Raw genomic sequence first — 26,461 nt, forward strand, 5'->3', positions numbered from 1 at the left:
GATTCAATATGTCGGTGATTGAAAAAGAAACAGGCTGGAAAGGTTTTAAATCAGGTAAATGGACCAAGCAAATTGACGTTAATGATTTTATTGCAGAGAACATTACTCCTTATTATGGCTCTGATGAATTTTTGGCAGGACCCACGGATAACACCAAAGCACTGTGGGATATCGTATCGGATTTAACCAAGAGAGAACGGGACAACGGTGGGGTACTGGACGTGGATGTCCATACACCTTCAACCATCACTTCTCATCAACCTGGCTATTTGGACAAGGATAAAGAACAGATTGTCGGCGTTCAGACCGATGAGCCGTTCAAACGCTCGATCCAGCCTTTTGGCGGGATCCGGATGATGATTGATGCGTGCAACGCATACGGCTTTGAAATGCCGCAGGCCGTTGTGGATATCTTTAACGGCATACGCAAAACGCATAACCAAGGCGTGTTTGATGCCTATACTCCAGAGATGAGAGCAGCGCGCAAGGCCGGGATTATTACGGGACTTCCCGATGCGTACGGTCGCGGACGTATCATTGGCGACTATCGCAGAATATCGCTATACGGTGTAGATGCTCTTATTCAGGACAAATTGAGAGAACTCGGCGAGCTTGAAGTGGATGCCATGGATGAGCCGGTCATCCGTTTGCGGGAAGAATTGTCTGAACAAATGCGGGCACTCAAGGAACTTAAGGAAATGGCGGGTATGCACGGATTTGACATTTCCAAACCTGCGAATACGGCGAAGGAAGCATTCCAATGGTTGTATTTCGGTTATTTGGCCGCGATCAAGGAACAGAATGGCGCTGCGATGTCGCTTGGCCGAGTATCTTCTTTCCTTGATATTTATATTCAACGGGATCTCGCTGAAGGCAAGCTGACGGAAGAAACAGCTCAGGAACTAGTCGACCATTTCGTTATGAAACTGCGGATCGTGAAATTCCTGCGTACGCCGGATTATAACGAGCTGTTCAGCGGGGATCCAACGTGGGTAACGGAATCCATCGGCGGCATGTCGGTAAACGGTGAGACGAGAGTGACCAAGAACAGCTTCCGTTTCCTGCATACCTTGTATAATTTGGGACCTGCTCCAGAACCGAACTTGACGGTATTATGGTCGGAGAAGCTGCCGGAAGCCTTCAAAAAATATTGTTCGAAAGTTTCCATCGAAACCAGCTCGATTCAATACGAGAATGATGATCTCATGCGTCCGATCTACGGAGACGATTACGGCATCGCCTGCTGCGTATCCGCCATGCGCATCGGGAAACAGATGCAGTTCTTCGGAGCCAGAGCAAACCTTGCCAAAGCGCTGCTCTATGCGATCAACGGTGGTAAGGATGAGAAATCAGGCGCCCAGGTTGGACCGGAATACCCGGCTATCTCCGCCGAGGTCCTGAGTTATGATGAAGTCATGAAGCGATTCAAGCCGATGATGGAATGGCTCGCGAAGCTCTATATGAATACACTTAACGTTATCCATTACATGCATGACAAATACAGCTATGAACGGATTGAGATGGCGCTTCACGACCGGGATATCCTGCGCACGATGGCATGCGGCATCGCAGGCCTGTCCGTAGCAGCGGATTCACTGAGTGCAATTAAATATGCGAAGGTGAAGCCGGTACGCAATGAGCAAGGAATTGCAGTGGATTTTGAAATCGAAGGCGAGTTCCCTTGCTACGGCAACAACGATGATCGCGTGGACAGCATCGCCGTTGAATTGGTCGAGACCTTCATGAGCATGATTCGCAAGAACAAGGCTTACCGTGACGCCATGCCGACCCAATCGGTGCTCACGATTACGTCGAACGTCGTATACGGCAAGAAAACAGGAACCACGCCGGATGGACGTAAGGCAGGCGAGCCGTTTGCGCCGGGTGCCAATCCGATGCACGGACGCGATAAGAAGGGAGCTCTCGCTTCGCTGACTTCCGTGGCCAAGCTGCCTTATGAGGATAGTCTTGACGGCATCTCGAATACGTTCTCGATCGTGCCGAAAGCCCTTGGTAAAGAAAGTGATATCCGTGTGAACAATCTGGTTGCGATGCTGGACGGTTACTTTGGCAGCAAAGCGCACCATCTGAACGTCAACGTATTTGACCGGGAGCAGCTGATCGATGCAATGGAGCATCCGGAAAATTATCCACAGTTAACGATTCGCGTATCGGGTTATGCGGTCAACTTCGTCAAGCTGACGCGCGAACAGCAGCTTGATGTCATCAACCGTACGTTCCACGGATCGATGTAAGGATGGAAGACAACCATAGCGGATACAGAAAGGATGACGCACCATGCTAAAAGGTCATGTACACTCCATAGAAACGTTCGGAACGGTGGACGGTCCGGGTATCCGCTTTGTGCTCTTCATGCAGGGCTGTCTCTTAAAGTGTCAATACTGCCATAATCCGGATACCTGGGGACTGCATGAAGGACGCGAGATGACGGTGGAGGACGTGCTGGCTGAGATTGAACCTTATCTGAGCTACTACCGTTCATCGGGCGGCGGGTTAACCGTCTCCGGTGGTGAGCCGACATTGCAGTATCCCTTTGTCACGGAGCTGTTCAAGGAAGTGAAGCGCCGCTGGAATTTGCATACGACGCTGGACAGCAACGGCTATAATGAACCGGAGAAAATCTCGGAATTGCTGGAGTTTACCGACTTGGTGCTGCTTGATCTGAAGCATATCAACGACGAGAAGCATATCAAGCTTACCGGGAAGTCGAACGAAAGAACGTTGAAGACGGCCCGCTGGCTGTCTGACCATGATCGAAACATGTGGGTCCGCCACGTCTATGTGCCGGGCATCCATGACAGCGAAGAAGACTTGATTGCGCTCGGTCAATTTATTCGGACGCTGCACGGCGTCGAGAAATTCGAAATCTTGCCTTACCATCAGATGGGCGTATACAAATGGAAGGAGCTCGGCATGGCTTATCCATTAGAAGGCGTACCTTCACCGTCTGAGGAGGAAGTGGCGCGCGCTTACCGGTTGATTGGTGAGATACCGGAGAAAATACAGACTGTCCAGAACTAAAGATTTTTATCTAAATTCACATTTGCGTTACAATAATTGACAACAACCTTTCCCCATATGGAAAGGTTGTTGTTTTTTTGTAGAAGATTTTATCCCTTGGCAAGAAAAATATCGGCCTATCGAAAAATGGAATCGCTTTCTATAATGAAGATGTAAGGAAAACGCCTATCAAATAAACAAACACTTCGGGAGGGTCAAAGACAATGAAGAAAAAGGGTCTGGCATTATTAATGTCACTTCTGTTCGTCTCATCTGCACTTCTATCTGGATGCGGCGGTAATAAGGCAGCAGAAAAACCGTCAGGTGGTTCGGAAGGAACGGCCAGCAATGAGCCGTTTGAAATCACCATTCGCCATACGCAAGTAGGTGAATCCAAGAAATTCCGTCTCGCATTGCTGAACGATGTTGTCAGTAAAACCGAAGAGGCGGTGCCCGGGCTTAAAATCAAACTGGACGCTGTGGACTCTGAAGTGAACCGGAAAGAGAAACTGAGAGGCGAGATGGCAGCCGGTAAGCCGCCGGAAGTATTCGATGTGTTCGGCAGCCCGGATGCAGGCGTATATTCCAAAGAAGGTTTAATGCTTGATTTGACTCCGATTTTGGATGAACTGGGCATTAAAGACAAATTTACGACACTGGATCCATTTACACATGACGGCAAGATCTACGGATTGCCGATTGGGGGTTCCATTGAGGGTATTTTCTATAATAAGGATTACTTCACCCAAAAAGGTTTGAACGTTCCTAAAACATTGGCTGAATTGGAGCAAATTGCTGAAACGATCAAGGCCGACGGGAAGATTCCTTTTGCCCAATCCTCCAAGGATGCTTGGATTCCGCTCATGACCACGAACAACCTGTGGAGCTATTATGCAGGGCCAGAGGTTACTTACGGCTTCAAAACCGGGGAAACCAAATGGACCGATCCAAAAGTCGTGGAAGGTGTGAAGAAGCACCAGGAATGGGTTGAGAAGGGATACTTCAAAAAAGGCGAGCTTGGCTTCGAATATGCGGACATGAGAAACCAAATGATCACCGGCGAAGCCGTCATGATGATGGACGGATCGTGGGCAAACTCCGTATTTAGAGATCCGGCTCAAGCGGGTGATTTGGTAGGTAAGGTCGGATACTTCAACCTGCCTCCGGTTAGTGAAGGCGACCCTGTCATCGTCATGCAGGACGCAAATAACGGATATGGATTCTCGGCAGCGGTAGCAGAAGATCCTCGTAAACTTCAAGCGGTTAAAGAATTCATTAAAAATATGTGGACAGATGAAATGCAGCTGCGTGGTCTGAAAGAAGACGGTGTACTGCCGGCAATGAAGATGGATCTGGCAACAATGAACTCCACTTCGGATGATCCGCTTATGCAGGACATTTTCAAAGGCGTCAGTGAGATCAAAAAATCCTTCCCTGCCTTTGATGCACTTGTTCAAGCCGACGTTAACACTGCACTGAGCATGGGCATTCAGCAGGTCATCGGCGGCGAGCTCGATGCCGAGAAGATGCTGGAGAATGTGCAAGCAGCGCAAGAAGCGGCTAATGCTTCAGAGGAATAACTAAAATTCTAGACGAAAGGGCGCCACCCGCTAACGGTACATGGGGGTGCCCTTTCGCCTAAACAACATCAGACATAATTACGGAGGTTACCATGAACAAAGCGCTGAGAAATCCTCTGATTTACATCGTTTTTGTGCTGCCGGCATTCTTATTGTTTCTGGCTTTTTTCATATACCCGATCTTTACTGCGTTTGACAACAGCTTTACGAGCTGGAACGGCATCTCCAAAGACGTGAAGTACATCGGGCTCGATAACTATGTGACAGCCTTGAATGATGATGCTTTTTGGAAGGCTGTCAGGAACAACGTTTATTTCATTCTCTTTTCCTGTTTGATCCAGGTTCCGACGATTGTATTCTTCTCCCTGTTAATCGCAAACGTGAAGCGTTTGAAGGGGCTTTATAAAACGGCTGTTTTTGCACCATCCATCATGTCGACGGCTGTAATCGGCATTTTATGGGGATTCATTTACAACCCGGACTTTGGTCTGATGAATGAGATTTTAGGGTTGGTAGGAATTGAACCTATCTACTGGTTATCGGATAGCAAATGGGCCATGATTGCCATCCTGATCACGAATGCGTGGCAATGGACCGGCTTTTACATCGTGATGGTGCTTGCCGCGATTCTATCCATACCTAAAGAGCTGGATGAGGCTGCGGCAATTGATGGAGCGACAGGCGTCCAAAGAGCAACCAAAATCACGCTTCCATTAATTATGCCAATTATCTCTGTTGTGATCATGCTTTCGATCGCGGGAGCCATGAAAGCAGCGGACATTATTCTGGTTATGACCAAGGGCGGGCCGGCCGGCTCAACCGACGTTATGGCGACATATATGATTCGATATGCGATCACGAGCTTTAAGCATGGTTTTGGCAACTCGATCGCCGTGCTGATCTTCCTCTTCACGATTATCGTAACGGTGGTTTACCAGGTGCTGGTCGCAAGACGCAACGAAAGGATTGAATACTGATGAGAGCAATGAAGAAACTGATCCCGCACATTTTTCTGATGGCTTACTTGCTCGTCATACTATATCCTTTCCTGTTCGTCCTGTTCTCTTCGGTGAAGGTGGATAACCAGTCCATTGCAACGAACCCTTTTGGTTTGCCGAGCACGCTGGTATTTGATAACTATGTGAATGCATGGGTGAGCGCCAAGATTAGCACGTATTTCTGGAACAGTTTATACATCGGCGTGCTGTCAGCCTGCTTGTCGATTCTGTTTGCAGCGATGCTGGCCTTTGCCGTGACGCGGATGAGGTATAACCGGATTAGCGCCATCGTCTTTCAATGTATTTTGATAGGCATGCTGATTCCGAATAACTCTCTCATGCTGCCGATATATGGCATGATGAGGCAGTTGGATATTTTGAACACGCATATGGCCCTGATTCTACCGTATGTTGCCAATGCCATCCCGTTCTCGGTTATTATACTGGCTGCCTTCATGCGGTCGCTGCCCGGTGAAATCGAGGAGGCTGCGGTTATTGATGGATTGAGGTCCGGAGGGTTGTTTGCTAGAATTATCTTACCTCTGACCGTTCCGGCTATCGTTACCGTATTTATTATCAATTTCCTGGGTAACTGGAACGAATTCTTGCTTGCTAACTACTTCCTATCGAATGATGAACTGAGAACGCTGCCTGTCGGCATGGTCGGTTTCAGGGACGCCTACAATATGAACTACGCTCAAATGTCTGCGGGTATCATATTCAGCGTGCTGCCGGTCCTTATCATTTATGCCGTTCTGCAAGAGAAGATCATTGAAGGCGTCACCGCAGGAAGCGTCAAGGGGTAATACTAGGAGCAGGAGCATGCGTATGAATTTGCGGAACAAACTATTCACGGCCTTTTTGGGGCTCATTATTATTCCGTTATTTGTGCTGGGCCTATTTACATTCTTTATTACCTACAATTCGATTGAGAAAAAGTACAGCCAGCAAGCCGAATATTCACTTAAAGCAATCAGCTACAGCATTCTGAACGTGTTTAAGGAGATGGAGTACGTCACGGATAACGGGATTGCGACCTCCGTCTTCGCCATGGCGCTGAACGCCAAGGATCCCGATGCGCAGAACCTGATTAAGGAATCCAATGCGGACCAGCTGAAATTGAACGACAGACAGCGGAGCTTTCGGAATCTTCTATATAATCATCCAGCGATCAGCTATGCATTTTTATATCATTTTAATAAAGAGTCATCACCGATTCCTATATTCAGTAAAGAGGATTTCAGAACGCTGCCTTATGAAAAGTTTAAGAATAGTCCTTTATATGAAGAGGTGGTTCAGCTTAACGGAATTCCCAAATGGCTGGCCCCGCACGAATTTCCGGAGTTGACGGGAGCGGATCCGGTATTCACCCAGATCCGGCTGATTAAGGATGTCACGACACTCCGCAAGCTTGGCATTCTTGTCGTTCAGATCAAGAGGTGGGAGTTTGAAGAGATTTTCCGCAATTTGACACTCCCTAACAATCTGCAGAACACATCTTTTATGTTGGTCAACAATGAAGGCTTTATTCTATTTGACCCCAATAACGATATGGATGGTCAAAATATCAGTCAATATATGAAGCATGACGTTGAGTTTAAGCAAGGCTACCAAAGTTTTAAAGCCAAGTTTAATGGCAAAGAGAATATTGTTTCCATCTATCATCTGAATGATTACGGCTGGAATCTCGTCTCGGTGACTGACTGGAACTCGCTATCGCAAGAGGTTACTTCCTTTGCCAAGTGGTTCTTCGTCATTATGGGCCTCTGTCTGGTTACCGCGATTGTGTTCAATCGTCTGTTCATGAATCGGATTACCGGGACGATCGCTGTTATCGTTAGGTTCATGCGCCGTGTTGAAGATGGGGATTTGAACGCGAGAGTTGAAGAGAAGGGAGAGGATGAACTGCTGCTGCTGTCGAAAGGGTTCAACAACTTGATGAACCGGATCAACAATCTGTTTGCGCAGATCAAGAAGGAGCAGAGGCAGAAGACCGACGCGGAGATGCGTGTGCTGCAAGCGCAGATCAAGCCGCACTTCCTCTTTAACACCTTGGAATCAATCAATGTTCTCGCTGTCCAGAATGAAGGACGCAAGGTCAGTGAGATGGTTTACCGGCTTGCCAGCATCTTGCGGATCAGTATTCAGGAGAAGGAAGAAATTACGTTGGATGAAGAAATCAAGCACTTGCAGAGTTATCTTGAAATCCAGAAGTTTCGGTTTGAGGACCTGTTCGAATACGAGATTGACGTGCCGAAAGAGCTTATGCACAGCCGTATCTTGAAGCTGACGCTGCAGCCGCTGGTTGAGAACAGCATACAGCATGGCTTTGAAGGCATTTCTTATACGGGATGGATACGCATCTCTGCATGGAAGGAACTCGGTAATGTCATTATTCGGGTCGAGGATAACGGACTCGGCATGACCGCTGAGCAGTTGTCCATGTTTGAATATATGGTGTCCGAGGATAACGGATCCGAACAGACGACGTTGCAGAATCTCAAAGTGAACCAGGAACGACGGGGGCTTGGGCTGCGGAGCGTGGCTGACCGACTTAGAATTCAATACGGGGATTATTACGGTCTGTTCATATGCTCAAGCCGCCCCGGCGGCACCGTTATACAATGCGTCATACCCAATTATGACAGGGGGGAAGGGCAGCATGTTGAAGGCATTATTAGTTGATGATGAGGCTCCCATCCTGAACAATCTCAGCAAGGTTCTGCCTTGGGAAGAGATGGGCATGAAGGTTGTCGGACTTGCCCGAAGCGGGATGGAAGCACTTGAAGTAGCGGATCAGTACAACCCGGATCTGATTCTGTGTGATATCCGGATGCCCGTCATGGACGGACTGACCTTTATTACGAAGATTCGGGAGAAAGGAAGCCGGGCGGAAATCTTTTTGCTGACGGGGTATCAGGAGTTTGAATATGCCCGGGAAGCAATTAAGCTAGGCGTCAAGGACTACATCAGCAAGCCGATTCATTACGGGGAACTTGAGATGAAGATTCGCGATATCGGGGAGGAAATCCGCAAGAAGAGGGCGAAAGAGAAGTATTACAGCACCGTTTCGCTTATTGATGAGGCTCCGAATCCCGAAGCCGTAAAGAAAACGCCGGAACAATTGGTAACGTCTGCTCTGGAGTATATCAATACCCATATGGGGCAGGATTTGGGGATTGAGGAGCTTTCGGAGCATCTGGGCATCAGCTCCAGCTACTTCTGTTTATTGTTTAAGAACCATGTCGGACTCACCTTTGTGGAGTACTTGACGAGACAGCGGATGGAGGCAGCCAAGTTCCTGCTGGTGAACAGCGATAAGAATATCGCACAGATCGGCTCCTTTGTCGGTTATCATGAGCGGCGGTATTTTACCAAGGTATTTCAGAAGGCTACCGGCATGACGCCATCCGAATTCCGGGAAATGTCCGGAGAGGCAACGGTATAGGTTTTGATAGGACCCATGCAGGCTGCTAAAGTCATCCCTAGATCCATCCCGCCTGGCTTGCAAAGTCCTTTAAATTGATAGAAGGTAGGTATGAAATCAATGAAATGGACGGCAGCAGACTTATCGTTAGAACAAAAGGTAGGACAAATGTTTATATGCGGCTTCAATGCGCTGACGCCGAATGAGCATGCCAAAATACTAATTGAACAATATCAGGTCGGGGGCATGTGCTATTTTCGCCGGAATGTGAAAACGCTGCCTCAGCTTGCCGAACTGTCGGAGTCCTTGCAGCAGCTCGCATCGGACAGCCAGAAGTTCCCGCTTCTGATCTCGATTGATCAAGAGGGCGGTATGGTTGCACGAATTGATCATGAAGGTATCAGCCGCATTCCGGGGAATATGGCGCTTGGAGCAGCGGGCAGCGCGGAGGATTCGTACAGGGTAGCGCAAATCGGGGCGCGCGAATTGCGTTCACTCGGTGTAAACATGAATTTCGCTCCTTGCCTCGACGTGAACAACAATCCTCGTAATCCGGTCATCGGTGTGCGTTCCTTCGGCGAAGATCCTCAGGCTGTTGCCGCTCTTGGGACTGCGGCGATAAAGGGATACCAGGAAGAAGGCGTATCCGCTACGGCCAAACACTTCCCGGGCCATGGCGACACCAGCGTTGATTCTCATCTCGGGCGGGCTTCTGTACCGCATGATTTGGAACGGCTCCGCAGCGTGGAATTGTATCCGTTCGCGCAAGCGATCCAGAACGGCGTGGACGCCATCATGACGGCTCACGTCAGTTTCCCGGCGATTGAGCCGAGCGATCTTCCGGCAACCCTCTCTCATGCCGTGTTAACGGGTTTGCTGAGGGAGGAGATGGGGTTTGAAGGTCTGATCATCACGGACTGCCTTGAGATGCACGCGATCTCCAAAGAGTACGGGATTCCGGAGGGCGCGATACGCGCGATCGAAGCGGGTGCGGACTGCGTACTGGTCAGCCATAATCTATCGGAGCAGACGGCGGCGATTACGGCCGTCATTGAGGCTGTCCGCAGCGGGAGACTCCCGGTAGAGCTGATCGACAAGGCCGTAGATCGGATATTGGCGCTTAAGCAGCGTAATGCAAAGCTCGCTGAGGAGCTTCCGGTCTACCCGATTGGCGAGGTTGCGGAAGAGTACAAACAATTGCTGGCTCAAATCGCAGGCAGAGGAATCACGCTGGTGAAAGACGAAGGGCAGCTGCCTCTTAAGCCGGAGCAGGCCGTTGCGGTGATCTGGCCTGAGCTGCTTCAGGCAACCCAGGTGGATGAAGCATGGAGCCAGAGCTACACCTTAGGGGATGCCTTGAGAAGTTACGGGGTTCAGGCAGACGATCTGCGTGTCGGAACGGATATGTCCGATGAGGAGGTAGAGCAAGCCGTTAAGGCAGCTGAAGGATATAAACAGATTGTAGTAGCTACGTACACCTCCGAGAGCCGTATTCCCGCGGGGCAGCAGAAGCTGGTGAATAAGCTGGTTGAACTTGAGGATGTGGCACTTGTTATCGTCGCTACCCGTAATCCCTATGATATCAATGATCTTCCGCCGGTTCCGACATATTTCTGCAGCTACGAGAACACACCTTATTATATGAATGCAGCCGCGGGTGTCTTAATAGGACGGGTTACCCCTGAGGGTAAGCTCCCGGTAGGAATCAGCGAGACTTATCCGCTTGGATGGAGCGGTAATCAGGACTATGTCAATAATTAAATAAGGGTTGCTCAAACCGGAGTCTTCCTACCCAGGAATGCTCCGGTTTTCCTATTTTCCAGCCTTTTCTGAGCAACTTTTCGGGAAAGTCCGCGTCTAATAGTATGTCCAATAGAGGCAGACAGACTATACTGAGAGTTTTAAAGGAGTAGAGAATGAATTTCAAGAGAATCTCGATGATTACAGTCCTTGCCGCGGCCCAAGTATCCATGGCATTTCCCGCGGCAGCTGAATCACCGGATATTACAGCTCCGGCGCTAAATAGCCAATCAGCGCTGCAGTCCCCGGTGGAAGGACAAAGCCAGCAGAGTGGAGAACAACAGACGGACTTGCAGCAAGCGGAGGAAACATCAGCAACGCCAAAGGAAACATCTTCTGATTCAGTCGAAGGCACGATTAGCGATCCGAATGCCGAACCTTCTGCGCCCAATGAACTGCAGGAGGATACGGAAAACGATCCTTCCGATAATGAGGTTTCAGAGAACGAAGAGGGCAGTCCATCCGGAGAGCCCGAAGTCAGTACTTCCAATGTTTCGGCGAATGAACTTGTACTGATGATGAACAGCAATGTGATGTACCATAACGGCAAGAAATACAAAGCGGGTCAGCCGATGGCTGTGAAGCAAGGGGTATCCTATGTCGCTATTCGCGCCATGGTTGAACGTGCAGGACTGAAGCTGTCTTACGATAATAAAACGAAGGAAACCATCATCTTTAAGGATGGCAATGAACTTCGGTTTACGACAGGAAGCAGCCATTATAAAGTCAACGGACAGGTACGTCCGATGAAAGGCCCTGCTTACCAGAGCAACAATGTGTTTATGGTTCCGTTAACCTCGATCACGCAAGCGCTTGAAATTCCATACCAGGTGAACCAGCCCGAGAAGAAGGTTATTCTCGATCTATCCGGTATGGGCAGCGGCAACGGTAACGGCGAACAGCCAGGCGGAAATAACGGCGGGGGATCTGGCAGCGAGGTTCCGAATATACCGAATCTCGGGCCCAATGACCTCATCCTGATGATGAACAGCAACAAGATGTATCAGAACGGGAAAGCGTATACGGCAGGTCAGCCGATGGCAGTCAAGAACGGCGTATCCTATGTTGCCATTCGCTCCCTCGTTGATCGTGTCGGCTTGAAGTTGACCTATGACGGAAAGACAAAAGAAACGATTATTATCCGCGGTAACGATGAGCTTCGTTTTAAGACGAACAGCAGCGTTTACACCGTGAACGGGGTCAGAAAATCGATGAAGGGACCGGCTTACCAGTCCAACAATACGTTCATGGTGCCGCTGACAAGCATTACGCAGGCGCTGGACATCACCTATCGGGTGGACCAGCCGAATAAGCGGGTTATCCTTAGCTTGAGCGCAAAGCCCGTAGCTTCCTTCACGGTGCAGCCTGGTGAGATCCTCGCCGGACAAACAACGGTTACGTATAAGACGAATGCCTATTCGCCGACGGGCCTGGCTATTGTTGACGAGCATTGGGAAGGCCGGGAAGAGATTTTTGACGAACCCGGCGTGCATACGGTTTCCTACTCGGTACAGGATTCCAGCGGGGAGTGGAGCGACCCGTATATATTGAGCATTCGTGTATCCGCACCGAATACGCCGCCTGTTGCCATGTTCGAAACGGATAAACAGGAATATAAGATCGGTGAGAAAATAACGTACATGAATATGAGTTACGACAACGATCCTGGCGATGAGCTTACGTATAAGTGGGAAAACAACGATCAGGCCTTTTTTACGGCAGGACCGCATAAAGTGCTGTTGATTGTTACTGATAAACATGGAGCGACCAGCTCATACGAGAAGATTATCAACGTAACGAGCGAAGTATTGTATACGCGTGATCAATTCAATCAATTGTTTACGGGCATCGGCGACAAATACACCTTTGACGGATCCGCTGTGCCGACATGGAATCTGATGCCGATTACAAGAAGCTCCGAACCTTATCTGTTGATTCGCAGCAACTCTCCGGAAACCGTCTATCAAGAGGGTATCGTCTACCGCGAGGTCGGCAATGCCAGCACGCGATTCATGATCCACCACTTGAACGCAACCGGGAAGAACATGAAGATGTACGTCGTCGCCACTAACATCAACACCATGACGGCGCGTCTGACAACCGAGTATACGGGAATAGGCGGTCCGATTAATATACCGACTGCTACGGGAAAAGCGGCTGTTCAGCGCTATCTCGAGTCTATGCAATCAGCTGATTCATTCAAGACGATCTCGCTTGCGCCTGGGGAAAGCCGGGTCATTCTGCAAGATTTGAGCGCGCAAACCTTGAAGAATCAGCAGGTGCTGTCCATGTTTGCTGATCTCTATTCGGATTCACCGATCCGGTATGATGTCATCATGATTGATGAAGCCAAGGATCCGATTCAAAAGCTTCCTTACCTGAAGCTCCATCCGAGCGATGGCGTTCATAACCGGGGAACGTACCCGGACTCGACACGGATCATTGAATCCTATGATCTGGTTGGCAACACGCCTACCCGTCTAGCGCTCGGTGACAAGACAAACGATCCGAATCTGGAAGGGTATGACGGCATTAACGGTTCATATCAATCCAATGCCGGGAACTTCGGTGTGCTGTACAAAATCAAGCTGCACCGCGTAGCGCCCAATACGCTGATCACGCTGAATCCGCGTGGAGGCAAGTACATGGGTGCGCTGATGGTGAACGGAACTATCATTCAGACGCCGAATACAAGCGGAGGCGCTATATCTGCACCGAATGAAGCTGCCGTTCTCTATCGTACGGGGAATTACGAGCAGACCGTGGAAATCCTGTTTACGGCGGCGCCGGGAAGCAGCTTGCCAATCAACTTCCTGTTCCAGCCGCTTCCGCAAGTGAAGAACTAATCCATTATTTATTCATAACAAAGGGACAGCCTTACAGCCAGTACATGGTAAGGGTTGTCCTTTTTGTTAGCTGTTAAAAGGGAGTTCGTCAAATGCCAAGCGTTTCGCGTCCCAGCGGCGCAGTACCTTGCAGGGGTTTAGTCTATCCACAACCGCTTTCATTGACGCTGTCTTATTTTTCAGGCATTATAAGGAGAGAGTATCTTCAAGTAGAGGAGGTTACCTCCGTATGCTTACGACGGAACAGATCATCGACGCCATGTCGGAACATGGGCTGCGCATTACTGATCAGCGCAAGACGCTTGCCAAATTGTTTGGGGAACATCCTGGATATTTGACGGCCAAGGATGTGTACGAATATATGGGCCGGAAGTACAGCGGTTTGAGCTTTGATACAGTGTACCGGAATCTTCGGGTATTGTACGAGCTTGGTGTATTGGAGCAGGTAGTGTTCGAGGAGGGCATCAAGTTTCGAGGACGATGCAGCGAAGAGCATCACCATCATCACATGATCTGCCTGCAGTGCCAGAAGACGTACCCGATTACGTTTTGCCCGATGCAGCTGACCGATGCACCGGATGATTTCCAGGTGGTTCAGCATAAATTCGAAGTGTTCGGCTACTGCCGGGACTGCGGCAAGGACAATACCGATAAGGAAACTTCACCAGCCAGTGGAGGAAAGCGGGACAGCCGGGTATGAGCACGGCACGTAGGGTAGTGAAGGTGCCGATACACTTCTATCGGAAATTCATTTCTCCGTTGAAACCGGCGACTTGCCGATTCTACCCGACCTGCTCGGCCTATGCACTGGAAGCGATTGAGGTACACGGCGCGCTGAAGGGCTCCTGGCTGGCGGCCAAGCGAATAGCAAGATGCCATCCGTTTCATCCAGGCGGCATTGACATGGTTCCACCGCGCAAGGATAAGGTGTCGTCTTCATTGACAGAGAAATAAAATCGATACGAAGCGGAATTCCATGCTGCCTTTGGACATAGCAATCCCACGGAACGCGACTCACCTTGACACACCGCAGCCCGTTTGATTAAAATGTAAGAAATTATAGGTATATCCGAGGAAGAGATAAGTACGAAAAGCTTGCCTTGAACAGAGAGCCGGAACAGCTGGAAACCGGTCTTGGCGAATTTCGGAAAATGGTCTTGGAGGATCCGCTTTTGAGCGCTGCAGTCCGGGTAATAAGGCTGCCGTAAAGAAGCGGCGTGAGCCAGCGTTAATGGACGGCCGGATGACGGCCAGATGAGCCTGTTACCCGTAAGGGGACAGGGAATTTGGGTGGTAACACGTGAGAACAACTCTCGTCCCATGGGGACGGGGGTTTTTTGCTGTTTACTGCTGTTCTTCAATAAGAGATTACTTGGTACAAACAATCAATTTCACGGTAAAGGAAGGTTACTATGGCAGACAAAAAGACGGCAGACAAAAAGACGTTTTATATTACAACGCCAATCTATTACCCAAGCGACAAGCTGCATATCGGCCATGCTTATACTACGGTGGCCGGCGACGCCATGGCTCGTTACAAACGGCTTCGTGGATACGATGTCCGTTATTTGACGGGGACCGATGAGCACGGACAGAAGATTGAACGCAAAGCGGCGGAGGCTGGGAAAACCCCGCAGCAGTTCGTTGACGACATCGTGGCAGGCATCAAGGACCTGTGGAAGAAGCTGGACATATCCAATGAAGATTTCATTCGCACAACCGAGCAGCGCCACACGACGGTTGTGCAGGAGGTATTTGAACGTCTGCTGAAGCAGGATGACATCTACAAGGGTGAATACGAAGGCTGGTACTGCACGCCTTGTGAGTCGTTCTTCCTGGAACGTCAGCTTGTCAACGGCAACTGTCCGGACTGCGGCCGACCCGTAGAGCTTGTGAAGGAAGAGAGCTACTTCTTCCGCATGAGCAAATATGTGGACCGCCTGCTCCAGTATTATGAGGAGAATCCGGATTTCATTCAGCCGGTATCCCGCAAGAATGAGATGATCAACAATTTCATTAAACCGGGTCTTGAGGATCTGGCTGTGTCCCGTACGACCTATGAGTGGGGCGTGAAGGTGAAGAGCGATCCAAAACACGTGATCTATGTGTGGATTGACGCACTCCTGAACTATATAACGGCACTCGGATACGGTACGGAGGACACCAGCCTGTATGACAAATACTGGCCGGCCGACGTACATCTAATGAGTAAGGAGATCGTGCGTTTCCATACGATCTATTGGCCGATCATTCTGATGGCGCTCGATGTTCCGCTTCCGAAAAAGGTGTTTGCTCACGGCTGGCTGCTGATGAAGGACGGGAAAATGTCCAAGTCCAAGGGGAATGTGGTCGATCCGGTTACGATGATTGACCGGTATGGTCTCGATGCGCTTCGTTATTACCTGCTGCGCGAAGTTCCATTTGGGGCGGATGGTACCTTTACGCCGGAAAGCTTCGTGGAACGGGTGAACTCCGACCTGGCTAATGATTTGGGTAATTTGTTGAATCGTACCGTGGCAATGGTAGATAAATATTTTGACGGAGTCGTTCCGGCTTTCTCCGCTGGCGTAACACCGTTTGATGCAGCGATCGAGGAAGCGGCTAAGTCGGTTTATGAGAAAGTCGAAACCGCTATGGAGAATATGGAATTCTCGGTTGCGCTGACGGCGATCAGCCAGTTTGTCAGCCGCAGCAACAAATACATTGATGAGACACAGCCATGGACACTGGCCAAAGACGAGAGCAAACGAAATGAATTGGCATCTGTCATGAGTCATTTGGTGGAGACGCTCCGCGTGGCATCGATCCTGCTGCAGCCGTTCCTGACCCGTACGCCGAAGAAAATGTGGGATCAGCTGGGCCTGGCGGAAGGCGAATGGACGACTTGGGAAAGCGGACGCCAGTTCGGAACCGTACCGGCCGGCATGAAGCTTCAAAAGGGCGAGCCGATCTTCCCGCGCCTGGATACAGAGCAGGAAGTGGCCTACATCGCAGAGGCGATGACAGGCGGTACGAAGGCCGCCCAGGTGGAACCTACGACCTCGGCAGCAGCTTCGACCGCCGAAAGCACGGAGGAGCCTGTAGAGCTTAAAGAGGAAATCGGCATTGAGGATTTTGCCAAGGTCGAGCTGCGCGTAGCGCAGGTAATCGCTGCCGAGCCGGTTAAGAAAGCAGATAAGCTGCTCAAACTGCAGCTTGATCTCGGATTTGAGCAGCGGCAAGTGGTATCCGGCATTGCGAAGTTCTACAAGCCGGAGGAATTGGTCGGACGCAAAGTGATTTGCGTAACGAACCTGAAGCCGGTGAAACTTAGAGGTGAAATGTCGCAAGGTATGATTCTGGCCGCCTCCCACGGCGACCAGCTGACGCTTGCAACGGTACCGGATGGCATGCCTAACGGCGCCGTTGTCAAATAAAATGCTCTCTCATTGAATTAAGTCGCGATAGACGGTGTACCCTGTTAAAGGGTACGCCGTTATTTTTTCCTTTAAGAGGTTGTTCAAAAAGTCCGCTTTTGATAAGAAAACCTCTATCGAGGCCACTTCAAGGATGAGCGACCGCGATGCATAGGTAGGTTTTCTTGCGATATAGAATTTCATCAGTTCCACTGATAACTTATAAATTCTATATCTAACACGAAGCGAATCAGGAAGCAGCTCGGCATCGAATCTTGAATTCAGCCGGGCCTTCCGGTGCTCACGTACCCAAAACAGCAGATGCTTTCGAAGGCGTTTTCTGCGAAAACGTGTAGCTCCGCTCCTGACGTCCCTAGCTTCATCCAACTGAAGCGTTTTGAAAAAACGCACATCGGAAGCATAAGCTTCGGTGCTGAAAATCGACCTTTTTGAACACGCACTTTAATACGGGGGATATAACATCTCTATTGAAAATTAATAGTAATTTTTACGATTTGGTTGACAATGATGTTTGCCTGCTCTTATAATCTTGTTAGTAAAGATTACGATTAATTGAACGGAGCGGATATGGGAGATGAACATGAACAAGAGAAAGAGAGAAAGCAAACTTAATAGTTGGACCTGGAGTGTAACCTCCATATTGTTGGCGGTACTCATCCTGTCGGGGTGCGGAAGTAAATCTGGCGGCAGCATTGTCGAAGGCAAGGTAAACGTCATTACGACCTTTTATCCAATCTATGAGTTTACGAAGGAAATCGGCGGGGACGACGTCAATGTTGTAAATCTTCTGCCAACGGGCGTGGAACCGCATGATTGGACACCGCGCAGCCAGGATATCGTGAATACTTCCAAGGCCCAGCTGTTTCTCTATAACGGTGCCGGACTGGAAGGCTGGGTACCTGGGTTTCTGAAGGGACTTGATAAAGATACGCAAGTTAAGCCGGTAGAAGTCAGTCAAGGGATCAAGCTGATCGATGCCGTGGGAGACGATGGTCATGGACACGGGGAAGCAGCTCATGAAGAGGAACATGATCACAGCCACGAGGAAGGCGTGGAAGAAGACCATGCAGGCCATGAACACGAAGAAGAGGCAGCAGCTGAGAATAACACCAGTACTCTTCATACGGATCCACATACTTGGGTAAGTCCGAAATCCGCTCTGGTTATGGCAGAGAATATCAAGAATAGTCTTGTCGAGGCGGATTCTGAACATAAGGACGGTTATGAGCAGCGCTTTGAAGCCTTGAAAGAGAAGCTGGTCAAACTGGATAACGACTTTACGAACGAATTGTCCCAAACGCCGAAAAAAGATATTGTTGTATCCCATCAGGCATTCGGCTATCTGTGCCGGGATTATGGCTTAACGCAGCATGCGATTATGGGATTGTCGCCGGATGCGGAGCCCAGGGCGCAGGATATAGTAAACCTGACCAAGACGGTGAAAGAGAAGGAAGTCAAATATATTTTCTTCGAAGAGCTCGTATCGGATAAACTTGCCAAAACGCTGGCGAATGAAGCGGGCGTGGAAACCTTGGTATTGAATCCCGTGGAGGGACTGACGAAGGAGCAGGCAAGCGGCGGTGACAATTATTTCACGCTGATGGAGAAAAATTTGCAAAATCTAACGAAGGCTTTACAATAAGGAAGATGGGGGAGCATATCCCCCTCTTCTTTCGTGTTATGAACGTTTATGGTGTTCATATATTTAGTTAGAAAGACTACAGAGAGAAAGGCGGCCTGATTATGGAGCCGGCAGCACAGGATTGCCACCAACCTATTGTACAAATCAAGGATGTATCCTTTCATTACCGCGAGCAACAGGTGATCAAGGATCTCAATTTCACCATAAAAGAGCGGGACTTTGTAGGTATTGTCGGGTCTAATGGGGCAGGCAAAACCACTTTGCTCCGCATGATCGTTGGATTGCTGCCTGCCGCGGAAGGGTCTATCGAACTCTTCGGTCAGCCGATCCGTAAGTTTCAGGACTGGGAGAGAATCGGGTACGTTCCGCAGAAAAATTCGTTTAATCCACTGTTCCCCGCCACTGTGCGCGAAGTCGTCATGTCCGGGCTATATAATCGGAAGAAAATGTTTCGCCGTTTGAACCGTCTGGACCACCAGAAATGTGAGGATGCTCTGGAAGTGATGCGCATTCAGGATATTGCTGATAAGCGGATCGGGGCTCTGTCCGGTGGGCAGCAGCAGCGCGTTTTTCTCGCCCGGGCGCTCATTAATCGTCCGGATCTGCTCATACTTGACGAGCCTACGATCGGCATTGATGCCGATACCCAGGCCGGATTCTTTGAATTGATTACCCATATGCATGCCCATCATCGGATGACGTTTTTGATGGTCACCCATGATTTGGACATGGTTAAAGACTACTTGGGAGAATCGCCGGTATCGCAGAACGGAAAAATTCAGTTTTTTGTCAGACATTCTCATGATATCGAAAACTGCGCAGAAGTGGATCTGCAGCATTCGCTCGTATAATGTATAGAAACAAACTTTTTGAAGCAGGAGAAGGGGACGTTATCATTGCTTGATATTTTGTTTAGCGATTTTTTTCAGCGGGCGCTGATCGGAGGAGTTCTGATCGGTATCACAGCCCCGCTAATCGGGATATTCCTCGTGCTGCGCAGGCTGTCCATGATCGGCGATACGTTGTCACACGTCACGATTGCGGGTGTGGCACTCGGATTTCTGATCGAAGTATATCCGCTTGCCGCAGGACTTGTATTTGCGGTGCTGGCCTCGTTTGCGATTGAGAAGCTGCGAAAGGCATATAAAAGTTATGCCGAGCTGTCAATCGCCATTATTATGTCTGGCGGCGTTGCGCTTGCTTCGCTGTTTTTCACCTTGGGAATGGGCTATAATACGGATGTTATGAGTTATTTGTTTGGTAGCATTTATACGCTGGATTCTACCGATATTTATATGGTGGGCGGTGTAACCGTCGTTGTCATTGCGGTTGTGGTTATGTTCTTCAAGGAGTTCTTCCTGCTCAGCTTCGAGGAGGATGCAGCCAGTGTCAGCGGCCTGCCTGTCAAAATGATGAACATGATCATTACGGTACTAACTGCGCTTGTCGTAAGCACCGCCATCAAAATTGTGGGTGCGCTTCTGGTATCCGCATTGTTGGTGATTCCGGTAGCGATCAGTTTATTGCTGGCGAGAAGCTTCCGAAGCTCCATCGTATTATCGGTAATCATCTCCGAAATTGCCGTTATCGGGGGACTGATGCTTGCGGGCATATTTAATTTGGCACCTGGCGCGACTATCGTGCTGCTGCTAATCAGCCTGCTTATCATTACGCTTGTCGGCAAAAAGGGCTTTACGACATAAGGGGGTTCTGAAATAAAATGGCTGATATTAATATCGGCATCGCGTTTGCTGCCGGTTTTGCTTCTTTTATATCTCCATGCTGTTTACCGCTGTACCCGTCCTACTTATCTATTATTACAGGCATGTCGGTCAATGACCTGAAGAGCGAACAGAACCGCAAGGAGGTCCGATTCCGGACCATGACGCATACACTCGCGTTCATCCTTGGATTTTCTGCCGTTTATTATACCCTCGGTTGGGGTGCTGGCTTATTCGGGGAGTTCTTCACGGAATATCAGGACCTGATCCGTCAGCTGTCCGCGCTGCTTATCATCGTAATGGGACTTATGCTGATTGGTGTTTTCCAGCCCAGGTTTCTAATGAAGGACCGGAAATTCAATTTTAAATCCAAACCGACTGGATACATAGGAACATTTCTGTTTGGCATCGGGTTTGCTGCAGGCTGGTCGCCATGTGTCGGACCGATCTTAACGGCCATCATCGCACTGGCAGCTTCCGATCCGGGAACCTGGTTCCCGCTGATTACCTCTTATTCTCTGGGGTTTGCAGTACCGTTTTTCATCCTGGCCTTTTTCATTGGCTCCACCCGTTGGATTCTGAAGTATTCAAACATCTTGATGAAGGTCGGCGGTATCTTGATGATTCTGATGGGGGTTCTGCTCTTCACGGATCAAATGTACAAAATTACGATTTGGCTGCAAGGCATTACGCCGGAGTGGCTTAAATTCTAAAGCTGGAGGGAAGGCTGGTCCAATTTATAAGTCATTATTGGCATAGGATTGGACCAGGACTTGCCAACCGGTCTCAAAAACATGTATCATTACTATTGCAGGTAAAACAGTTTTTTTGCACGGGTTATGTAATTATAGAAAAGAGGGAATAAGATGCCGACACCTAGCATGGAGGATTATTTGGAGCGCATCTACAAGTTGATCGACGAAAAAGGATATGCGCGCGTTTCGGATATTGCCGAAGGCTTGGAGGTTCACCCCTCATCCGTCACGAAAATGATTCAAAAGCTGGACAAAGACGAATATTTGATCTATGAAAAATATCGTGGTTTGGTTTTGACCAGCAAAGGCAAAAAAATGGGCAAACGGCTCATGGAACGTCATCATTTGCTTGAGGAATTCCTTGAGATGATAGGTGTACAGGATGAAAATATTTATAGGGATGTTGAGGGAATCGAGCATCATTTAAGCTGGGATTCCATTATGAGAATTGAGACGCTTGTGGAGTATTTCAAGCGCGATGAGAATCGACTTCAGGATTTGCGTGACGTTCATAATGAATTAGTCAACGAATCGTAATGTGGCATCTGTCCGCTTGTGACAGATGCTTTTTTAAACTGAATCGTCATATTTCTAGTGTTATATTAATAAGTTAGATTACCTGCAAATTTCATATTTTCGGAGGATTAATAGAAATGAAGCTTCGTAGATGGTTGTTGGTGCTGATTATGTTACTATTGTGTCTCCCGTCGGTGGTCCCAACTGCGCAAGCGAAGGCAGCTCCAATCAGTATTCAGTTGGACGGTGTAACCTTAAACAGTGACGTATCTCCTTACATATTGCCGAAGGTTAACGTAACCATGGTTCCTACGCGGATTATCAGTGAAGGCCTGGGCGCTTCGGTAGCCTGGAATCAGAAGTTAAAGACAGTAACGATCGGGATGGACGGTTCGAGCCTGCAATTGACATCCGGCAGCAAAACCGCGCTTGTGAACGGCTCATCCATACCGCTGGATGCATCGGTTGAGGTTAGGACCGGCCGTGTTATGGTGCCGCTACGGTTTATCAGCGAGAACCTGGGTGTGCGAGTTGAATGGAACCAAGCGGCACAGCGCATCTCGCTGACGACAGGCACGGACGTCGTTCTTCCACCGCCGGTATCTACGGGGGATGAAGTCAGAGGGGCCTGGATATCCACGGTGTTTAATCTGGATTGGCCGAAAACAAAGACCAGCGCAGAACAGCAAAAGGCATCTTACATCGCCTTACTGGATTCGCTCCAGGAAGTGGGCATTAATACCGTGTACGTGCAGGTACGTCCGGCTGGCGATGCATTGTATCCTTCAACTATAGTGCCATGGTCCAAGGTGCTGACAGGCATTCAAGGCCTTGATCCGGGGTATGATCCGGTAGCTTTCATGGTCGAGGAAACGCATAAACGGAATATGGAGTTCCACGCATGGTTCAATCCTTTCCGGGCAAACACCGATATTTTGACAGCATCACTCGATCCATCCCATGTTGCGCTCAGCCACCCGGATTGGATCGTGAACATAGGTAAGCAGCTGTACATTAATCCAGGGATCCCGGAAGCTCGGCAGCATATCATCGATACCATTATGGAGGTCGTGAACGGATACGATATTGACGGTATTCACCTGGATGATTACTTCTACCCATCCAATACGGTCTTCAACGATGATGCGGCATACCGCCAATATAACCAAGGTGCTTATTCCAGCCTTGCGGATTGGCGCCGGGGAAATATCAATGCATTTGTGCAAACGCTCGGAGAGAGCATACACCGTGTGAAACCTAATGTGGAATACGGAATCAGTCCTTTCGGCGTATGGCGTAACCAATCCGTGGATAAGACGGGATCGGATACAAAAGCCGGTGTGACGGCTTATGACAGCATGTATGCCGATGTGAGGGTCTGGATCCAGAATGGGTGGATCGATTACGTGGCTCCGCAGATCTACTGGAGCATGAATAACCCTGCTGCCGATTATGATAAGCTGGTTGACTGGTGGGTTAGTGAAGTGCAAGGAACCGGCGTTGACCTTCTGATCGGTCATGCGCCCTACAAACTGGGAACCAGCGAGATCGGTTGGCAGAGCGCATCGGAGATCATCAATCAATTGAAGTATAATCAGAATTATGCCGAGGTTAAAGGCAGCATTTTCTTTAGAGCAGAGAATATTTTAAACAATCCGTTAGGCATTAAAGATCAATTGCAATCATATTATAGATAAATCGGCACGTCCTATAGGTATGAAACATCCCCCGCGCTCATACATAGTCATTAGACCATGTGAGGCGGGGGATTTTATATGCAAATCAATGCGGTATTTGAAGGTGGGGGGGTCAAGGGAATCTCGCTTGCCGGGGCTGTCAAGGCGGCGGAGAATGCCGGCATGGAATTCAGCCGCGTTGCCGGAACGTCCTCCGGATCCATCGTGGCATCCGTGCTGGCAGCAGGTTACCAAGCAGATGAGATCAAGCGCATTATTGAGGAGACGCCTTTTCATTCGTTTCTCCAGCGAGCACCGATCTTTAACACGAAGTTGATCGGACCTGCCTTGCGGGTGTTGATTAAGAAGGGGCTGTATTCCGGAGAAGCCCTGGAGAACTGGATTCGGGAAATCCTGCTTGCCAAAGGGATATTTACTTTTTCGGACATCCCGGCAGGCAAGCTATATATTGTGGCTTCCGACATTACGAATGGAAGGCTGCTGGTACTTCCGGACGATCTTCGCCAATATGGCATAAACCCTGCAACATTTCCCGTGGCCAAGGCTGTACGCATGAGCTGCAGTATTCCGTATTTTTTCGATCCCGTCATTCTTCGTTTATTGGGCAGGGCCGCCAAGGGCAAATCGTTCGGGGAACAGTTTGTTTATATCGTGGATGGTGGGCTGCTGAGCAACTTTCCGTTATGGCTATTTGATAGTGAGTCGAAGGGAGGACCTACGCCGCTACCAGTGCTTGGCTTTCAGATGGTCGGAAAGAATAGTAACTTGCCCCATCTGATCGAAGGCCCGATCGGCATGTTAACCGCCATGTTCGAGACGATGCTTTCCGCTCACGATGAACGCTATATTGAACAGCAAAATCGCAATCGAACGATCAAAATTCCGACGCTTGGCATTGGCACCACTCATTTTAGTCTAACCAAGGAAGAAAGCGAGAATTTGTACAATTCGGGATTAACGGCAGGTACGATGTTTTTCACCCGCTGGAAATCCGATCATTAAAAAAACCGTCCAGCCGGCATGAGTTTGCCGGTTGGACGGTTTTCTTGTTAGTGATATTTAGGAACATCATCGGATGGGTCGGGTTTTCCTTTTTGCCCATCGATCACTTGAAACGGGTACTGTTTACGTTTTGCAGTTGGACTGCTCTTCCGTACGGTGCTGTTTTTTGCCGCCAGTTTTGCTGCCGTTCGCTTAGAAGGCTTCACCTTGGGTCGCTTGTTCAAACGGCGAGGCGGAAACTTGTAGAGCACATACACGACAGCAACAATAATGAGTGGAATCAAAATATTCAGTCTTGAACCAGGGTCTAACAGGAGTACCAGTAGCCCTATGGCGGCTAACGTGATCGCCGTCCAAAAAATGATCGCATGCCTTCTCATGGATTATCACCCTTTCGCGGGATCCAGCACACTTCCTGTCACAGATTGGTGAACTGTAACATTCTCGTATTGAGCATCTAACTCACGCATTCTGTTAAAGGATGCGATGGATACTTCAACTTGATCATCATTAGGTTCCTTCGTCGTTAGAAGCTGCAGCCACAGACCGGGATAACCGAGGAAACGGAGTACCGGCATGTCTCGCATGGCATTGGTAAGTTTCAGGAACTCAAAGGAAACGCCAAGCACGACCGGAAGAAGCGCGATTCTTTGAATGACCCGTTGCGTCATGGTATCCCATGGCACCACCGAGTAGACGACAACGCCGAGAACAATGGTCAGCATCATGAAGCTGCTGCCGCAGCGATAATGCAGTCGTGTATATTTCTGAACATTCTTCACCGTCAACTCTTCGCCAGCTTCAAATGCGCTGATGACTTTGTGTTCGGCACCGTGGTACTGGAACAGTCTTTTAATGACAGGTGTCTGGGAGATCGCCCATAAATATACAAGGAGCAGTATTAATTTAATGACGCCTTCAATCAGGTTATGCACAATATAGTGATCAAATGTATTGCCAAAAAAGAAATCCTCTACAAAAACAGGAACGAGTGTAAACAGCAGCTTGCCGAATACAAAGGAAAGCACACTGACGGCGGCCACACCGATAATCATGCTTAAACTCCAGCCTGAGTCTTCTTTCTCCTTCTGTTTCTCACGTTCTTCCGGCTCCAGGGTATCGTCGGCATATGCATCCGCAGAGTAATTCAAATGTTTGGAACCCTTAATTGTAGAATCTATGAGACTGACGATGCCGCGAAGAAGCGGAATCTTCCGCAGCTTCCGAACCCATGTCTTGTCTTCGCGAGGCACCTCGAGAAACTTGATTTCGTTATTTTTACGCCGCACGGCCGTCACATTCACATGCTTTCCGCCGAACATAACGCCTTCGATTACAGCTTGGCCTCCATAGCTGATCGGGGTTGACTTATCGGACAACCAGTTCACCCTCCCTGACATGTTTTTCGTTCTATGAACTATTGTATCGAATTTTGAAAGTAATTTCTAGTTGGATTAGCCGTAAGGGAAGCGGAGCATACTACTTTCAGAGAAGAACGGGGTAAGAGCAATAGTTCGATGACTTAGAGAGGAGAATCATTAGATGCATGAACATCGATTTCGACAGCAGAACCAAGTCACCAATCCATTTGTGTTTGCCCTGGAGCTGGGCTATTACGCAGGTCTGATTTGGGGGGGCGTGGTCTGGATATTTTACTGGTTAAAATTCACGAAAGTGCTGCCGGGCTTTTTGCTGGAGCCATTCTTCAAGCATGAGTTCCTAAAGACGACTGCCGGACAAATCGCCGGTTGGCTGTCCTTTATCGCGTTTTCCGTCATCGCTTCCCTCATCTATGTCACCTTGTTCAGGAAGCTGAAGGGCCCGTGGCCCGGTATTGCTTACGGAATCATATGGTGGGCGGTGCTGTTCGTCGCGCTCAATCCATGGCTTCGGCTGACGGACCCGGTGAAGAAGCTGCCGTGGGATACAAACATCTCAGAGGTTTGTATTTTTATATTATGGGGACTATTTATCGGTTATACGATTGCGCAGGAATTCACCGATGAGAAACTGCGCGAACCGAAGAAGGTGACAGGCTAA

General features: G+C 49.1%; 22 protein-coding genes. 20 read left to right on the forward strand and 2 right to left on the reverse strand.

What is annotated here, in order from left to right:
* Positions 1-8 precede the first annotated feature (8 nt).
* The 19 genes from pflB to CRG97_RS10755 all read left to right on the forward strand — a co-directional run bounded on the left by pflB (position 9) and on the right by CRG97_RS10755 (position 24,421).
* Positions 9-2,255 carry a formate C-acetyltransferase gene (gene pflB / locus CRG97_RS10660; RefSeq protein ID WP_098742930.1) on the forward strand — a complete coding sequence of 749 codons (2,247 nt, stop codon included), beginning with the start codon at positions 9-11 and terminating at the stop codon, positions 2,253-2,255.
* A 43-nt stretch (positions 2,256-2,298) separates the two neighbouring features.
* Positions 2,299-3,042, forward strand: a complete 744-nt coding sequence (pflA, locus tag CRG97_RS10665) for a pyruvate formate-lyase-activating protein (protein WP_098742931.1) — start codon at positions 2,299-2,301, stop codon at positions 3,040-3,042.
* A 203-nt stretch (positions 3,043-3,245) separates the two neighbouring features.
* Entirely contained in the window at positions 3,246-4,601 is a 1,356-nt protein-coding gene (locus CRG97_RS10670; RefSeq protein ID WP_098742932.1) for an ABC transporter substrate-binding protein, read from the forward strand.
* Between the two features lie 92 nt (positions 4,602-4,693).
* Positions 4,694-5,578 carry a carbohydrate ABC transporter permease gene (locus CRG97_RS10675; protein WP_098742933.1) on the forward strand — a complete coding sequence of 295 codons (885 nt, stop codon included), beginning with the start codon at positions 4,694-4,696 and terminating at the stop codon, positions 5,576-5,578.
* Entirely contained in the window at positions 5,578-6,405 is an 828-nt protein-coding gene (locus tag CRG97_RS10680) for a carbohydrate ABC transporter permease (protein ID WP_098742934.1), read from the forward strand. Before CRG97_RS10675 ends, CRG97_RS10680 begins: the two co-directional genes overlap by 1 nt.
* A gap of 22 nt (positions 6,406-6,427) precedes the next feature.
* Positions 6,428-8,284, forward strand: coding sequence for a cache domain-containing sensor histidine kinase (locus CRG97_RS10685; protein WP_098743108.1), 1,857 nt, complete (start codon positions 6,428-6,430; stop codon positions 8,282-8,284).
* Positions 8,262-9,047 (forward strand): response regulator transcription factor, encoded by a 786-nt coding sequence (locus CRG97_RS10690; RefSeq protein ID WP_076320853.1) that lies wholly within the window; start codon positions 8,262-8,264, stop codon positions 9,045-9,047. The genes CRG97_RS10685 and CRG97_RS10690 overlap by 23 nt, the downstream gene beginning before the upstream one ends.
* Before the next feature lie 99 nt (positions 9,048-9,146).
* Complete coding sequence (nagZ, locus tag CRG97_RS10695; protein WP_098743109.1) at positions 9,147-10,787, forward strand: beta-N-acetylhexosaminidase; 1,641 nt, start codon at positions 9,147-9,149, stop codon at positions 10,785-10,787.
* 155 nt (positions 10,788-10,942) lie between these two features.
* Positions 10,943-13,672 (forward strand): copper amine oxidase N-terminal domain-containing protein, encoded by a 2,730-nt coding sequence (locus CRG97_RS10700; protein WP_098742935.1) that lies wholly within the window; start codon positions 10,943-10,945, stop codon positions 13,670-13,672.
* Between the two features lie 229 nt (positions 13,673-13,901).
* The gene (locus CRG97_RS10705) at positions 13,902-14,372 is read left to right on the forward strand and encodes a Fur family transcriptional regulator (RefSeq protein WP_076320855.1); all 471 of its coding nucleotides are present in this window, start codon (positions 13,902-13,904) and stop codon (positions 14,370-14,372) included.
* On the forward strand, positions 14,369-14,626 hold the full coding sequence (gene yidD, locus CRG97_RS10710; RefSeq protein WP_076320856.1) for a membrane protein insertion efficiency factor YidD: 258 nt from the start codon (positions 14,369-14,371) through the stop codon (positions 14,624-14,626). Before CRG97_RS10705 ends, yidD begins: the two co-directional genes overlap by 4 nt.
* Before the next feature lie 458 nt (positions 14,627-15,084).
* Positions 15,085-17,088, forward strand: a complete 2,004-nt coding sequence (gene metG, locus CRG97_RS10715; protein WP_098742936.1) for a methionine--tRNA ligase — start codon at positions 15,085-15,087, stop codon at positions 17,086-17,088.
* A 580-nt stretch (positions 17,089-17,668) separates the two neighbouring features.
* Positions 17,669-18,730 carry a metal ABC transporter solute-binding protein, Zn/Mn family gene (locus tag CRG97_RS10725; protein ID WP_098742938.1) on the forward strand — a complete coding sequence of 354 codons (1,062 nt, stop codon included), beginning with the start codon at positions 17,669-17,671 and terminating at the stop codon, positions 18,728-18,730.
* 101 nt (positions 18,731-18,831) lie between these two features.
* Entirely contained in the window at positions 18,832-19,581 is a 750-nt protein-coding gene (locus tag CRG97_RS10730; protein WP_076320859.1) for a metal ABC transporter ATP-binding protein, read from the forward strand.
* Between the two features lie 45 nt (positions 19,582-19,626).
* Positions 19,627-20,433 (forward strand): metal ABC transporter permease, encoded by an 807-nt coding sequence (locus CRG97_RS10735; protein WP_076320860.1) that lies wholly within the window; start codon positions 19,627-19,629, stop codon positions 20,431-20,433.
* A gap of 17 nt (positions 20,434-20,450) precedes the next feature.
* Positions 20,451-21,164: a cytochrome c biogenesis CcdA family protein gene (locus tag CRG97_RS10740; RefSeq protein ID WP_098742939.1), complete on the forward strand. Its 714-nt coding sequence runs from the start codon at positions 20,451-20,453 to the stop codon at positions 21,162-21,164.
* A 153-nt stretch (positions 21,165-21,317) separates the two neighbouring features.
* A complete protein-coding gene (gene mntR, locus CRG97_RS10745; RefSeq protein WP_076320862.1) occupies positions 21,318-21,743 on the forward strand; it encodes a transcriptional regulator MntR in 426 nt (141 codons plus the stop codon).
* Between the two features lie 116 nt (positions 21,744-21,859).
* Positions 21,860-23,419: a family 10 glycosylhydrolase gene (locus CRG97_RS10750; protein WP_098742940.1), complete on the forward strand. Its 1,560-nt coding sequence runs from the start codon at positions 21,860-21,862 to the stop codon at positions 23,417-23,419.
* Between the two features lie 78 nt (positions 23,420-23,497).
* A complete protein-coding gene (locus CRG97_RS10755) occupies positions 23,498-24,421 on the forward strand; it encodes a patatin-like phospholipase family protein (RefSeq protein WP_098742941.1) in 924 nt (307 codons plus the stop codon).
* A gap of 47 nt (positions 24,422-24,468) precedes the next feature.
* Here the strand turns inward: CRG97_RS10755 and CRG97_RS10760 are convergent, their stop codons facing one another.
* Both CRG97_RS10760 and CRG97_RS10765 read right to left on the reverse strand, forming a co-directional pair.
* Positions 24,469-24,801: a hypothetical protein gene (locus CRG97_RS10760; protein WP_076320865.1), complete on the reverse strand. Its 333-nt coding sequence runs from the start codon at positions 24,799-24,801 to the stop codon at positions 24,469-24,471.
* A gap of 6 nt (positions 24,802-24,807) precedes the next feature.
* On the reverse strand, positions 24,808-25,800 hold the full coding sequence (locus CRG97_RS10765; protein WP_076320866.1) for a DUF1385 domain-containing protein: 993 nt from the start codon (positions 25,798-25,800) through the stop codon (positions 24,808-24,810).
* Positions 25,801-25,963: 163 nt separating this feature from the next.
* Here CRG97_RS10765 and CRG97_RS10770 point away from each other — a divergent pair, with 163 nt between their 5' ends.
* Positions 25,964-26,461 (forward strand): YqhR family membrane protein, encoded by a 498-nt coding sequence (locus CRG97_RS10770; protein WP_098742942.1) that lies wholly within the window; start codon positions 25,964-25,966, stop codon positions 26,459-26,461.

It is taken from the genome of Paenibacillus sp. EZ-K15 (assembly GCF_002573715.1).
Classification (GTDB): Bacteria; Bacillota; Bacilli; order Paenibacillales; family Paenibacillaceae; genus Paenibacillus_AQ.